13 protein-coding genes and 2 pseudogenes are annotated in these 13,299 nt (G+C 68.1%); 10 read left to right on the top strand and 5 right to left on the bottom strand.

The annotated features are described in order from the left end of the window. Positions 1-446: 446 nt before the first annotated feature. The 4 genes and pseudogenes from AC1VWI_RS00405 to AC1VWI_RS00390 form a co-directional block, all read left to right on the top strand. Positions 447-779: a MerR family transcriptional regulator gene (locus AC1VWI_RS00405; protein ID WP_499508837.1), complete on the top strand. Its 333-nt coding sequence runs from the start codon at positions 447-449 to the stop codon at positions 777-779. Between the two features lie 155 nt (positions 780-934). Next, complete coding sequence (trhA, locus tag AC1VWI_RS00400; protein WP_499508836.1) at positions 935-1,738, top strand: PAQR family membrane homeostasis protein TrhA; 804 nt, start codon at positions 935-937, stop codon at positions 1,736-1,738. A gap of 41 nt (positions 1,739-1,779) precedes the next feature. Next, positions 1,780-1,968 (top strand): hypothetical protein, encoded by a 189-nt coding sequence (locus AC1VWI_RS00395; RefSeq protein WP_499508835.1) that lies wholly within the window; start codon positions 1,780-1,782, stop codon positions 1,966-1,968. A gap of 71 nt (positions 1,969-2,039) precedes the next feature. Further along, positions 2,040-2,489: pseudogene (locus AC1VWI_RS00390) on the top strand (helix-turn-helix domain-containing protein); the annotation flags it as partial. A gap of 724 nt (positions 2,490-3,213) precedes the next feature. On the opposite strand, the gene AC1VWI_RS00385 reads toward AC1VWI_RS00390, so the two are convergent. After that, positions 3,214-3,486, bottom strand: coding sequence for a hypothetical protein (locus tag AC1VWI_RS00385; protein WP_499508834.1), 273 nt, complete (start codon positions 3,484-3,486; stop codon positions 3,214-3,216). Between the two features lie 1,025 nt (positions 3,487-4,511). On the opposite strand from AC1VWI_RS00385, the gene AC1VWI_RS00380 reads away from it, so the two are divergent. From AC1VWI_RS00380 to AC1VWI_RS00365, 4 genes are all read left to right on the top strand, one after another. After that, positions 4,512-4,808 carry a hypothetical protein gene (locus tag AC1VWI_RS00380; protein ID WP_499508833.1) on the top strand — a complete coding sequence of 99 codons (297 nt, stop codon included), beginning with the start codon at positions 4,512-4,514 and terminating at the stop codon, positions 4,806-4,808. An 88-nt stretch (positions 4,809-4,896) separates the two neighbouring features. Continuing rightward, positions 4,897-5,592, top strand: coding sequence for a hypothetical protein (locus tag AC1VWI_RS00375; RefSeq protein WP_499508832.1), 696 nt, complete (start codon positions 4,897-4,899; stop codon positions 5,590-5,592). Positions 5,593-5,920: 328 nt separating this feature from the next. Then, entirely contained in the window at positions 5,921-7,054 is a 1,134-nt protein-coding gene (locus AC1VWI_RS00370; protein WP_499508831.1) for a hypothetical protein, read from the top strand. A gap of 72 nt (positions 7,055-7,126) precedes the next feature. Further along, positions 7,127-8,407 carry an IS701 family transposase gene (locus AC1VWI_RS00365; RefSeq protein ID WP_499508830.1) on the top strand — a complete coding sequence of 427 codons (1,281 nt, stop codon included), beginning with the start codon at positions 7,127-7,129 and terminating at the stop codon, positions 8,405-8,407. A 97-nt stretch (positions 8,408-8,504) separates the two neighbouring features. Here AC1VWI_RS00365 and AC1VWI_RS00360 read toward each other — a convergent pair whose 3' ends face one another. From AC1VWI_RS00360 to AC1VWI_RS00345, 4 genes and pseudogenes are all read right to left on the bottom strand, one after another. Then, entirely contained in the window at positions 8,505-9,185 is a 681-nt protein-coding gene (locus tag AC1VWI_RS00360) for an alpha/beta hydrolase (protein WP_499508829.1), read from the bottom strand. Between the two features lie 62 nt (positions 9,186-9,247). Continuing rightward, positions 9,248-9,866: pseudogene (locus AC1VWI_RS00355) on the bottom strand (transposase); the annotation flags it as partial. 359 nt (positions 9,867-10,225) lie between these two features. Next, entirely contained in the window at positions 10,226-10,414 is a 189-nt protein-coding gene (locus AC1VWI_RS00350) for a hypothetical protein (RefSeq protein ID WP_499508828.1), read from the bottom strand. Between the two features lie 289 nt (positions 10,415-10,703). Further along, on the bottom strand, positions 10,704-11,909 hold the full coding sequence (locus AC1VWI_RS00345) for an MFS transporter (RefSeq protein ID WP_499508827.1): 1,206 nt from the start codon (positions 11,907-11,909) through the stop codon (positions 10,704-10,706). A 134-nt stretch (positions 11,910-12,043) separates the two neighbouring features. Here AC1VWI_RS00345 and AC1VWI_RS00340 point away from each other — a divergent pair, with 134 nt between their 5' ends. Together AC1VWI_RS00340 and AC1VWI_RS00335 are read left to right on the top strand one after the other, a co-directional pair. After that, entirely contained in the window at positions 12,044-12,397 is a 354-nt protein-coding gene (locus tag AC1VWI_RS00340) for a MerR family transcriptional regulator (protein WP_499508826.1), read from the top strand. A gap of 319 nt (positions 12,398-12,716) precedes the next feature. Beyond that, positions 12,717-13,283 (top strand): TetR/AcrR family transcriptional regulator, encoded by a 567-nt coding sequence (locus tag AC1VWI_RS00335; protein WP_499508825.1) that lies wholly within the window; start codon positions 12,717-12,719, stop codon positions 13,281-13,283. Positions 13,284-13,299: the final 16 nt, after the last annotated feature.

Below are 13,299 nucleotides of genomic sequence, written 5' to 3'. Positions count from 1 at the left end.
CGTCGGGCTGCGGACGCGCGCACCGGGAAGTTCGGCAGTTTGGTTCTAGGCCAGAGCAGGGGCCACGGGCGACGGGGCTTGCTGCCGGAGAGTGGCGCTGTCGCAGGCCACTGAGCAGTTCGCATCACCAGTAGTACGCAGTACCAGCAGTATGCAGTGCCCCCTCTTTGGCAAGCAGTTGATCACCGAGGGAAGAACGGAGGAGCCGAGCGCCATCAGGATCGCCCGGGCGGACATCTTGAGCCTGGGTACCGCAGGACATCGATAGTGAGGTGGTCTCCGGTCAAGCAAATGCGATCCCCGCACCCCCGGCAGCATTCCGGTCGGGTGGGCGGAAACAGAAGGCCGGCGCAGTACCAGGGCCGGCAGATGGTGTAGCAGTTCCTTCGGGGCCCTGGTGCCATACGGCACCAGGGCCCCTCCGCGCGCTTTCGCAGAGAGGTGCAATGACAGCAGACGACTCGTTCAGCCGGCTTGACGACGACGATTACCCCGCCTACACGATGGGCCGGGCCGCCGAGATACTCGGCACCACCCAGGGCTTCCTCCGCGCCATCGGCGAAGCCCGCCTGATCACCCCGCTCCGCTCCGAGGGCGGCCATCGCCGCTACTCCCGCTACCAGCTGCGCATCGCCGCCCGCGCCCGGGAGCTCGTTGACCACGGGACCCCCATCGAGGCCGCCTGCCGCATCGTCATCCTCGAAGACCAGCTCGCAGAGGCGCAGCGCATCAACGCCGAGTACCGCCGCGCCGCATCCCGGCAGGCGTCCGACCGCTGACGCGCAAATAGATTCGTTCCAGGTCATCAAGGCCTTGATGCCTTCGATGTGCCCGCCCCAGGGCGCCTGGCGAAGCCGCCCTGGGCCGCTGACCCCGCAGTCCGGCAGGACCTGCCGGGCCGCGCATTCTTCCGCCGACTCCAGAATATGAGCGCATGATCGCCGAAGAGACGCAGCAGCCGGCACACGGGCGGGAGCCCCAGCCCCGCCCCGGCACCACGCCAGAAGCCCTCCACACCCCGGCGGTTGATGCTCCTGTTGGCGCAACCGGCCGGCTGACTGCCGGGCAGAGCGCCGCGGGTCTGGAAGGCGGGGTGGAACGCGCGGCGGCTGCGCTGAAGCCGAGGATGCGCGGCTGGCTGCACGCCGGCGTGTTCCCCCTCGCTCTGGTCGGCGGCATCGTCCTGATCGCCGTTTCGCGTTCGGCTGCGGCCGTTGCGGCCTGCTCGGTGTACGCGCTGTCGGCCTGCCTGCTGTTCGCTACCAGCGCGGTCTACCACCGCGGAACCTGGGGGCCCCGTGGGGAGGCGGTCCTGCGCCGGCTGGACCACGCGAACATCTTCCTGATCATCGCCGGCACGTACACCCCGTTGGCGGTACTGCTGCTGCGCGCAGCCCAGCAGCTGGTGCTGCTGGCCGTGGTGTGGGCAGGCGCCTTGGCCGGCATCGCCTTCCGCATGCTGTGGATCGGGGCTCCCCGGTGGCTGTACACCCCGTGCTACCTCGTGCTGGGCTGGGTGGCCGTCTTCTACCTGCCCGACTTCGCCCACACCGGCGGCACCGCGGTGGTCGTACTCGTCATCGCCGGTGGCCTGCTCTACACCGCGGGCGCCGTCGTGTACGGACTCAAGCGCCCTGACCCCTCACCGGCCTGGTTCGGCTTCCACGAGGTCTTCCACGCCTTTACCATCGCCGCGTTCACCGCGCACTACACGGCTATCGTCCTGGCAGTCGCATGACAGCGTTCGAGGCCTCAAGGGACCTTGACGGCTAGTGTGACGTGGCTGGTGGTGGACGGGAGGAACAGCACCGCACGGTGACGGTCGCGCCCGCCCCCAGCGAGGTTGCCCGGCTGACCCGCGCGCAGATCCAGAGCGCGCTCAAGCGCACCGGCCGCAAACGCAAGCTCGAGGCCGAAGTCGAACGGCACCTGCGGACCGGACGGGCCGGGCTGTGGCGCAGATACTGACATCGGCTCGTTGGGGTGAACTTCGGTGATGCGCCTGATAGCCCCGGTGTGGTGTCTGTATCCCGGGGTGTGTGAGATATGCGGATCGGGGCGGCATGACCGCAGTGGGAAGTCAGCGCCGTGAGTCGGTGCGGATGCAGGCAGCCGAGCTGTTCGAGCAGGGCATCAAGCCGTCGGAAGTGGCACGGCATCTGCGGGTGAGTACGCAGTCTGCTTATCAATGGCACCAGTTGTAGCGGGATGGCGGTGCGCAGGCTCGGCTTCTCGTGGCCCGAGCGGGTCTCGATGCCGTTTGTCCCGACGCTGTCTGGAGAAGCTGGTCGCGTATCTGGAACAGGGCCCGGCTGCGCATGGCTGGGTGGAGGACCAGGTGTGGACCGCGGCGAGGGTGGCCACGCTGATCGGCCGGAAGTTCCACGTCTCCTACAGCGTCCCCGGGTGCGACGAGGCTGATGCACCGGCTCGGCTTCAGCCCGCAGGTCCCCGGACGACGGGTCGCCGAGCGGGACGAGCAGGCCGTGAGCCGCCGGGCTTCCGACGGCAAGCACCACGGGAGGCCGACGGCTGAGGCCCCCACTGCATTCGCTGCCGCGGTGGGGGTCTCGTCATGTCCGGGCATGAGGCAGCCCCCGCCACAGCACCGGGGCAGGGGCGAGCCACGTGCAAGGGCCTCGACGGGTGGGGGATTGACGGACCTCAAGCACTAAGCCCAGCGTTGCCCCGGCCGCACGCGGGCGCCAGCCGAGCAGCTCACGAGAGTGACGAGCGGTCCCGCCCACGGCAGCAGGGGAGGTCCGGGGGCGAAGCCGCGTCCGTGGGGCCCGCCTGGCCGCAGCTTGGGCCCCGCACGGTCAGGCGGGCGTCTGAGCGGCCCCGCCCGGCCAGAGCCAAGGGGAAGCCAGGCGGGGCCACCCTCTCAGGATGCGTCCAGGCAACAGTCGGGGCAGCCTGATGGAGCGAGTCGAGTGGTCGTCCAACCGCCTCCGACGAGCGGTAGCCGGCGCGTCCGTGGATCGGGCAAACGCCCTGGAGGCTAAGGCTTCCGGGACTACTGGGCGCGGCGGCCATAGAGCAGGCCCCTCCTCGTCGCCTCGGAGGGGCCTGTCTCGCGTGCGAGTACCGCGTCTGGGGGGTAGACGGGCGCTCAAGCGCTGCGACCTTATCGCCGAGGACGCCCTGCGCTGCGCCCTGCCCTGGCGGGACGCAGCGCGTGAGGACTGGCAACGCGACCGCACCCCGCGCCTGTCACAGTCCTCGCTGGCCGCGATACGCCGCCACCACCGCACCCGCGTTTTCGAGGCCGACCAGCGGCTCCGTCACGCCCTGACCGTCCTTGCCGGGGCCGATGCGCTCACCGACGCCTTCACCGCCGAACTGCGCCGCCGCTTGGGGACGCCGGGCCGGCGCGCGCAGCAGCCCCCGCACCCGTCCGGCATACCGGACTGGGTCGCCGACCGCACCGCCCAGGACCATCCCGACACCCCCGCCCACTGGCGCCACCACCTCGCCGTACGCCACCGCATCCTCGCCTGGGCCCTGGCCCAACGCGGCCACACCCTTGCCGGCTTGCCCCCGGCCTGGGCCCGGCCGCTGGGCCCGCCCCCACCCGCCGAATCCATTGAGCGCCGCACCGCCTGGGAGCTGACCTGCGCCCTGACCGAACTGTGGCGCACCCGCCACGCCGTCACCACGGTGCCCGGACTCGGCCCCCGCCCGGACAACCCCGTTGATGCCGCCGCCTGGGACGCCATGACCGCCCGCATCCGCGCTCTGACCCCCAGCCCCGGCGCTGCTGCCCGCCCCCAGGCCCCCGGCGAGCCGGCCCCAGCACTGACGCCCGCACCCCCCGCCCGTCCCAGCAGACCACCCACCGTCCCCGTCCCCACCCCGCTGCCCCCACCGCCGGTCCCGCCATCCAAGGTTCCTGCGCCGCCGCCCGACATTGCGGCCCCGGTCGTGCCGCCCCCACCGCCAGCACCGCCCCTCAGCCCCGGCCCGTACTGCGCTGTGCGCACGGACAACGCAAACGGCGCGGCGAGTGCCGCCCGGGTGAGCAACATGACCTGTTCGTCCTCAGCATGCCGACGCCCACCGGTGAGAAACCGCGGCGTTTCAAGGTTCTTGACCCACTCGACCACTGCGTCTGCCACCTGGGCGCGCAAGGACTCTTCGATGCCCTTGCGGACGGCGGTCGCGGGATCATCGCCAAGCCAGTGATCAGGATCAGTGAGCTTGCTGAAGTCGTCCTGCGGCATCCCGTGACGGGGATTCTCCTCGTACTCACCTGTCAGTTTCCCCCTCCCGTCCACCAACCACGCGCCGCGGATCGCTTCGGCGGGTACGTAGCCGTTCGGGTCGTCGATATACCTCGTGTCGATCTCGGCGACGCTGCCACCGGGATTCTCAGCAGCCGCAGCCAGAAGCGCCGGCCGGTATGCCCTTACGTCGGCTTCGCAAGCCAAAACGCCCCACGTTCCCACCCCCACCGTTGCCCGCCCAGTCGACCGCGATTGTGCCGCATCGGTCAGGACCCATGAGGGGGTGTGCCTGACGGCGACGGATGGGCGGGAAATCTCAGCGAGCAGATCTGTCCCACCCGCAAGCAAGGGGTGGGGGCTTTCAAACAAAGAGCATCATCTGCGTCGGGGGTCCGGCCTGGCCTGGACAGGGATGTTCTCCTGGAGGAGGCGCGTCGTCTTGATGCGACTGTTCGTGCCGGCGGCGGCCGCAACGCATCCAGGGGTGTGTCGCTGCGGCAGTTGCAGACGCAGCTGCACATCGGTCAGCGTCGCGCGCAGCGCTTGCAGCGTCTGCTCGAGCAGGACCTGGATCAGCGGTGACCCCCGGGGTCGAAGCTGTCTGGTGCTGTGACCGGGAACGTTCACCAGGTCGCGATGCCGGTTAGGCGTGGGCCCGTAGCCTTGGCGGATGCCCGATGACATCCTCGCCCTGTGGCCTCTGGCGCCCGCCTCCGAGACCGAGTGGCTCGCCGAGCTCGCCCGGGACGACGGCCTCACCGGCTATGAGGCACCCCGCTGGCCCGACGCCGCCTGGGTGCTCGGCGGCATGTACGAGCGTGGGCCAACCGCGGGAGATTCCGTCAACCACGCCCAAAGCCGTTACGAGCACCCCGGCCCGGGTTGGGAGCGGTTGCGCTGGGCAGAGCTGGCCGCCCGCACCGGCGATCCGGTCGTGCCGCCGGGCCTGTATCCATGTTTTCGTTGCTTCCCCTCCGCGAGCGAGGCGGGCATCCACCCCGGCTCCGTCGAATGGCCGGCAGAGGGCGGCCTCGACAGGCCGACATGGGACCAGCTGATCCGCTTCCTCACAGCGCACAGCCCTCACGGAGCAGACACCGCCTGCCAGGCCTACTACAACCCGATCATCACGCAGGACTTCGAAACGGGACAGGTCCGCTCCGGCCGCCTGGGCGACGCCCCATCCCTCTTCGACAACCCGGACATCCTGTACACCCCGTCAAACCTGTGGTCCTCGGACCGCTCCTGGGTCGTCTGCACCGACTACGACCTGTGGGGCACCAAAGTCTGCGGCCCGCGCCCGCTCATCGAGGACCTGCTCACGGACCCCACGCTCGAAGCCATCCGCCTGCCCTGGACCAGCTAGTGACCTGCCGAGCACCGCGACCCGGTGAACCCTTCCAGTCACGGCACGAGGCCGCTTGTCTTTCCCTGAGCCATCGTCATTTTCCGGCGTTCTGGCCCGCAGGGGCTGGTGTGACATGCCGGGCTGTGTTCGTGCAGGGTGCGGGCGGGAGTCTGCGGTCGTGATCGTCGGTACCGGCGGCATGGTGACGCGCTAGGGTGCAGCTCAACTCGACGGCACATCCGTTCGATAGCTGTGCCGGTCGCTTGAGTCATCGTGTTGAGACGTCAGCGTTGTCCACGCCTGGCAGCCTGGCTCCACGCTGCACCATCCCTGGGGGGAACTGGTCATGACCGAAGCCCGTATTGACACTGTCGATACCACCGTCGCTGACGACGTCGACGACGATGCGGACCGGGAGGCTGTCGAGCATGAGCGGGAGGAGATACGGGAGTTCGTCAAGGGGCTGAGCGCGGACGACATCAAGTCGGGTGGCTGGTTCACCAAGCTGAGCGCTCAAGCTTTGAGTTCCTACACCGACAAGGTCGACTGGCAGTATTTCCAGGAGCGGTATGAGGGTGTGCCCGCGGATGCCATCGTCGATCAGCGGATGAAGATGGCGGCCCGCTACGCCGCGCTCGAGGGCGGGCTGTCTGCCGGGGCTTATACGGCGGCCGTCATCGCCACCCTCGGAAGTCTTGGCGGTGCCTCGCCGGCCACGGTCCCGGCCGCCGTCGCCACGATGATGGTCGACGTCGCCTACATCAGCCGGCTCCAGCTGCGCCTGGCCTACGACATCGCAGTCCTCTACCGGGTCCCGCTGGACCTGTCCGACCCCGAAGACATGTGGAAGCTCATCCGGGTGGCCTTCACAATCAAGAGTGGAGAAGCGGTCCGGGAAGGTGCGATCAAGGTAGTTCCGGCCCTCGTGCGTCCCCTGATCAAACGCTTCTACTCCGGAGGGGTACTGACCGCCTCAAGGGGCCTCCCGGTCGTGGGGAAGTTCCTCCTGCAGAAGAACGTCATCAAGATTGGTATCCCCCTGGTCGGCGTTCCCCTTGCGGTGCTGCTGAACCGCTATACGACGCTGCTCGCGGGGCGGCACGCGCAGGCCGTCTTCCGGAACGAGGCGCGGGTGATCGAACTCGCCGAAGGCCTGAGCAAGCGGAGCCGGCACCCGCAGCTGATGCTGTGGGTCACCTGGCTCGTCATCATGGCGGACGACAAAATCACCGACGACGAGGCGCTGTTGATCCGGCACCTGGTCAGGGTGGTGCGCGATCACCATCAGGTGGTCGACGAGCAGCTCGCTCACCTCGTCGACATCGACCCCGCCGAGGTGTGGCGGCGCATCGACGCCGAGCCGGGGGACCTGAGCGACATCCTCGACGCGGCCGACCGGGTGGCCACGGTGGACGGTGACGTCAACAAGTTCGAGAAAGCCGTCATCTCCGGACTCCGAGTGCGCTGCCTGCGAGCCTGACGCGGTCACGTGCCACCTAGTAGGACTCCGTTAGGTCTTCCCGTCGGGCTTGTTCAGGAGCATGTTGGGTATGTGGATGCATATCAAGTGGGGCGGGTTCAGGCAGGGTTGGCACTTTTCGTGGCTGATGTGTTTGCGTCGGTTCCGCGGAAGGACCAGCGGGCCAAGAGTGACTGCTACCTGCAGGGGCTGATGCTGGATGGCCGTCGCAAGTCGATTCAGGCGATGGCCGGGCGGTTGCCGGACGGCAATGAGCAGAACCTGCAGCAGTTCGTGAATCAGTCGACGTGGGATCCGGTGCCGGTGCAGCGGCGGATCGCCGAGCGGATGCTGCCTCTGGTCGCTCCGACGGCCTGGGTGATCGACGATGTGTCGATGCCCAAGGACGGCCGGATGTCTGTGGGAGTGGCTCCGCAGTACTGCGGCTCGCTGGGCAAGCGGGCCAACTGCCAGGTCGCGGTCAGCGTGCACGCTGCCAGCGACACCGCTTCCTGCCCGCTGGGGTGGCGCCTGTTCCTTCCACAGGAGTGGGCGGCCGACACCGACCGTCGGACCAGCACCCGCATCCCGCCTGAGGTCGGTCACCGCGAGAAGTGGCGCCTGGCCCTGGACATGCTCGACACACTTGCGACCTGGGGCATGACCCCGCCAGTCGTCGTGGCCGACGCCGCCTACGGCACCAACGCACACCTGCGGACCGCACTGGCCGAACGCGACATCGCCTACGTCCTGGCGATCCGCGCGGACGTGACCGCCCACCTCTTCGACACCGAGCCCGAGGCTCCTGAGCGCCGCGGGGACATCGGCTGCTGGCCCCAGCCCCGCTACCGACGCCCCGCACCCTCGGCGGCAGAACTGGCCGCCGGCCTGGAACGAGAAGCCTTCACCACGGTGACCTGGCGCCAAGGATCCCGAGGAGACTTACGCTCCCGCTTCGCGGCCGTGCGTGTCCGTCCCGCCGGCAAAGCCGTCGAACGCCCCATCCGAGCTGCCGCCTCGGCGGAACAAGGCTGGTGGGAGGGCGTCCTGCCAGACTGCTGGCTCCTGATCGAATGGCCCGCCGGCGCCGAGGCCCCCACCGACTACTGGCTGTCCAATCTGCCGGACGACACCCCGATCGCCGAGCTGGTCCGGCTGGCCAAGGTCCGCTGGCGCATCGAGCACGACTACCGCGAACTCAAGCACGGCCTGGGCCTGGACCACTTCGAAGGCCGGTCCTGGCCGGGCTGGCACCACCACGTCACCCTCGTGACCGCCGCCCACGCCTTCCTCACCGAACGACGCCTGTCCCCAAAAGCGTCAGCGCCGGCCTCACTCTCTACCGCCTCCTCGACACCCTCCAGGACGTCCTGAGGTGCTGGACCGGCATCTGCACCACGTGTCAGCAGCATCTCCGCAGGAGGACACACACAACCTTAAGATCAAGACAGACCTAACAGAGTCCTACTAGCTAGCCGAGGAGTTCTGTCGAGGCGGCCACGATGGCGGTGGGGGTGTGGCGGTCTGGGCTGTGTTCGATGTGGTCGACGTTGTATCCGTCGTTTTCGAGTGTGGTGATGAGGTGTTGGCCGGTTGTCGTTGTGGTGGGGTCGGTGTCGTGCGGGCTGTGGGAGATGAAGATCGTGGGTCGGCCGGTTCTTGGGCCGGTCAGGGTGCGGGTGGGGGAGTAGGCGAGGATGCGGGTGAAGAGTTTGCCGTTGGCCAGGCCCAGGGCGAGGGCGTAGGAGGCGCCGTCGCCGGTGCCCGCGATGGCGATGCGGTCGCGGTCGACGCGGAAGTAGCTGAAGACGGTGGCCATGGCGTGCTGGACGCTTGCCGCGTCCCGGCCGAACCGCTGGTGCGCGGTGGCGTCCCAGGTGGTGGCCTTGGCGTGGGGGGCCAGGAGCAGTACTTTGCGGCGTTCGGTTTCTGCGCGCAGCAGGGCGAGTGTGTCGGCGGGGGTGCCGCCTGCCGGGTGGAAGCCGACGAGGAAGGGCAGTGGTCGGTGCGGTAGGTGGTCCGGTACGTGGAGCAGGGCGGGCCTGGTGGGTGTGGCCAGTCGGTACAGCCCGGCTTTCAGCGGTGTGTGCAGGGGCGGGGCGGGGTGAACGGCCAGTGTGCCGTGGGTGAGATCTGGTGTGGTGGTGCGCACGGTTCCTCCGTGAGGCGCGGGCTTCCTGTTGCCGCTGTCGGGTTCTGGCGTTGGGGCGTGCAGTAGGTGCGTGAGTCGGGGTCGTGCAGGGCGGCGAACGCGGACAGGAACATCGCCTGCTTGAGCTGTCGGTTGCCGCCTAGGGGTGCGTGTTCGCCGTGGATCGAGGTTCCGGATTGATTGATGGCGGGAGCGAGGCCGGCGTAGGAGGCGAGGGAGCTGCCGTCGCCGACGGTGACCAGGAGGACTGCGGCGGTCCAGTGACGTCAGGATCTGGGAAAGTGAGTGAGCCTCCAGCAGGTTCTCGATCTGGGCTTCCAGAGCCCGTTGTTGTTCGTGGACGGCCGCCAGGGACTTGGCCGGCGAGGGGATGACGAGGTCGAGGTGCCGGTCCCTGGGATCACGACGGTCTGCTCGTCGAGTGCGTCGAAGACGTCGTCTCAGCCGGGTGGCCATGCGTGGGGCCTTGGGCCGGATGACCTCGGTGAGTTTGCGGCGACCGGCCTTGCGTAATGCGGCCGGGGATCCGTAGCGCGCGAGGAGCCAGGTCACGGCGGGGTGGTCCAGGCGAGGCCCGAGGATCCGTTGCAGCCAGGGGTGGAACTGGGTGAGCAGGCCGCGGATGCGGTTGGAGGTGCGGGTGGCCTCGGCGGCGAGGTCCTGGTCGAAGCCGACCAGGACGGCCGCATCTGAGCGCGGTGCCAGCCTGGTGTCAGGGCCGTTCGCGCGCATCCACGTTATGCAGACCTGCCGCCCGGCCGGGTATGGCGCCTGGCCGGGCGGTGGTCGGACCTGTGATCAGCGTCTCTGACGGCACCCTTCGGGCCCGGTGACACCCCCATGTCATGCAGTCGACAGGGGGACGCAGTCATGCCGGGCCCGAAGGCCAGTGGCCCCGTTGCAGGACCGCCAAAAACGTAACGGGGAACCCGTGACGACAGCACTCGACCCGCAGACAGCGAGGCGACTGGCGTTCCTGCGTCTGGTCTACGGTCAGGGAGCGCAGCAGTCTCGGCTGCGTCCCCTGTGAATGCGACCCACTACTGTCCTTCCATGACGCCGCCGGACTGTTCCTCGTTCTGGTCGGCGATCACCCGGGCGCCCAGCTGGACAAGCAAACCAACTTCCTCGACTGCTGGGACCGGCTCAAGAAGGCCCCGAACGGGGTCCATCTGAACCAGATTGCAGGCATGCGTCGGCTGAACGATCACCGCAACGGCCTGAAGCATGCCGGCAACTTGCGCTGCCCGACGTCATCGACCAGGCGCGCACCGACGTCAGAGCGTTCCTTGACGAGAACGTGCCCCGCGTCTTCCCTCAGGTGTCCTTCGACTCCATTGGCATAGCTGACGTGATTCCCCAGGACGACGTACGCGCCATAGCAAAGAACGCGAGCCAGTATGTGATGACGCCGTCGCGTCGAGGGTTTGTCCCGCTGGTTCTGATCGACTCTCCGGCAATGGGATCTACGGCGACATGGCGTGATCCGCTACGGAGATCTTGAGCACCGTTGTGGCGTCAGCCGCTGACGGGGCTTCGCTTGGGGAACGCGTGACTGCGCGCGAGGATCACAATGAGTACGGTCGGTGCCAGGAGTACGACAGCCGCGATCATGAGGGACCCGGTGCCGAAGCCCGCCAAGAGCACGCCGCCGACGAGTCCACCCAGGCCGATTCCCATGTTCCAGGTGGTCACCATCGACGACTGGGCCGCGTCGGCGTGTTCACCTGCCGCTCTCATCAGTGCCGACTGCAGCAGGGTGGCTGCTCCTCCGAACGAGAGGCCCCATGCCGCGACCGCGGCATAGTCGACTGCGGGGCTGGAGGCGAACGCGGCCAGTGCTGCTGCGGCTACGGCGAAGAGTGCAGTGCTGAGGACGACCAGGGTGCGGTGGTGGCGGTCGATGAGTGCACCGGTGAGCCAGATGCTGATGATCGAGGCGATGCCGAAGGCGAGCAGAATCCACTGGACCTGGTCCTGCAGGCCGACGTCGCCGAGGATCGGCGCGATGTAGGTGTAGAGGATGGTGTGCGCGAGGACGAATGCGCCCGTCACCACAAGGACCGTGCCCAGGCCCTGCAGCCGCAGGATGCGGCGGAACGGGATCCTGTCCTCGGCCTTCTGGCCAGGGAAGTTCGGGAGGGTCCACAGAGTCCAGATGATGAGCAGTCCGGTCAGGGCGGTGACGATGCCGAAGGTGAGCTGCCACCCGACTACCTTGCCGAGATACGCCCCGACGGGAACTCCGAGAGACAGGGCCACGGGAGTGCCGGCCATGGCGAACGCCATCGCCCGGCCCTTGAGCCCGGGGCCGACCAGACGCGCTGCGTAGCCGCCGAGGAGGCTCCAGACGACGCCGGAGGAGGCGCCCGCGATGAATCGGGCTCCCATGGTGAGGGGGAAGCTGACAGAGACGGCGGTCACGAGGTTGGCGATCACGAATCCCACGAGCGCAGCCAGGAACAGATGACGCCTCGGCCAGGAGGCGGTGGCCAGCATGACGGGGATCGCCGTCAGAAGTGTTCCCACCGCGTAGATCGTGACCGTCTGACCGGCCACGGATTCCGAGACGCCGAGCGCGTGGCTCATCTGCGGCAACACACCTGCCGGCAGCGCTTCGGTCATGGTGGTGATCAGTCCGGCGGTGAAGAGCGCGATCAGGGGCAGGAGTGGCAAACGTTCCGCGGACGAGGTCCGCGGGACGTCCATCTGGGTGGTGGTCACGACTGTCCTTCAACTGGTCAGAGCCCCGGAGGAGATAGCCCCGGGCTCAGGTCGAGCCTCCGCAATCGCGGCGACCCGACTAGACTCCAACCTTGCCACCAGTGTGAAGGCAAATCGGTTCGCGTGGAGATGTGATGAGGATCAAGGAGCTGTCCGAGCGGACAGGCGTTTCCGCTCGGCTGCTGCGCTACTACGAGGAGCAGGGTCTCCTCAGTCCACAGCGTGAGGAGAACGGCTACCGCGATTACAACGAGTCCCACGAGGCGAGGGTCTGCGAGATCCGCAGCCTGCTGGATGCGGGCCTGACCACTGAGATCATCAGGGCCGTGCTGCCCTGCCTGGCCGAGGCAGCAAGCTCTCAGTATCCCGCCCCGGACTTCGTGAGCCGGATCTGCCAGGAGCGCGAGCGCATGGCCGAGCGCCTGGCAGCCCTGACGAAGAACCTGCAGGCCATGGACGACTATCTGGACGCTGTCGCCAAACGGTGACGCACAGCCACTGTTCGTCAGCCGATAGTGAGCGCCTCGTAGGCGATGCGGGACGAGCGAGAGCCTCGCTCGCTCGACCGGTACAGGCGGCAGCGAGTTCGTCTCCTCAGGGCGAACTGCGCCCGCGAACCGGGCTCCTAAAGCGCTGCTCGACCGGCGATCCGAACGCAACAATCCCCCTGGATCGGCGAGGGGCTGCTCTCATGATCCCTACTGCAGGCAGGGTGGCTCCCCCCGCACGCGAGCTCTCATGCCGCGACTGCGGCGTAGCTGTCGCAGCCATTCCGCAATATTACCGAAAGTTCGGTAACATTGAGGAATGGCGCGACCCCCTTCCATCGATGAAGCCCAGCTGCTCGACCTGCTTGTGCCCGTGTTCCAGGAGAAGGGCTTCGACGGGACCGTGATCGGCGACCTGTCGGCGGCCTCGGGGCTGCAGCGCGCGAGCCTTTACCACCGGTTCCCCGCCGGCAAGGAAGAGATCGCGGACACGGTCCTCACCAAGGTCGGCGAGCGCTTCCTGTGGATCCTGGAACCGATGCGGACGGACTCCGACATCGCGCGAGGGATCGCCGAGACCGCAAGCCGTCTGAGTGACTTCTACGGGGCGGGGACGCTGTCGTGCGTTCTCGACACGATGACGCTGGCGGGGACTCCGGCGAAGGTCCGCGACCACGCTCGCTCGCTCGCCGTGACATGGATCGACGCGATGGCCGAGGCCTCGCAGCGCGCCGGACGGCAGCCCGAAGACGCCCTGCACGCTTCCAAGGACGCGTTCCTGCGGATCGAGGGAGCGCTGGTGTTGGCACGAGTGCTGGGCGACACGGACGCTTTCACCGAAGCCGTGGCTCTCTTGCCGAGCCTGCTGATGCCCACGCAGACCTAGGTGTATTGACCCGCTG

Source organism: Streptomyces sp. TOM-9 (genome assembly GCF_056858595.1).
This window is presented reverse-complemented; position numbering and strand designations above follow the sequence as displayed.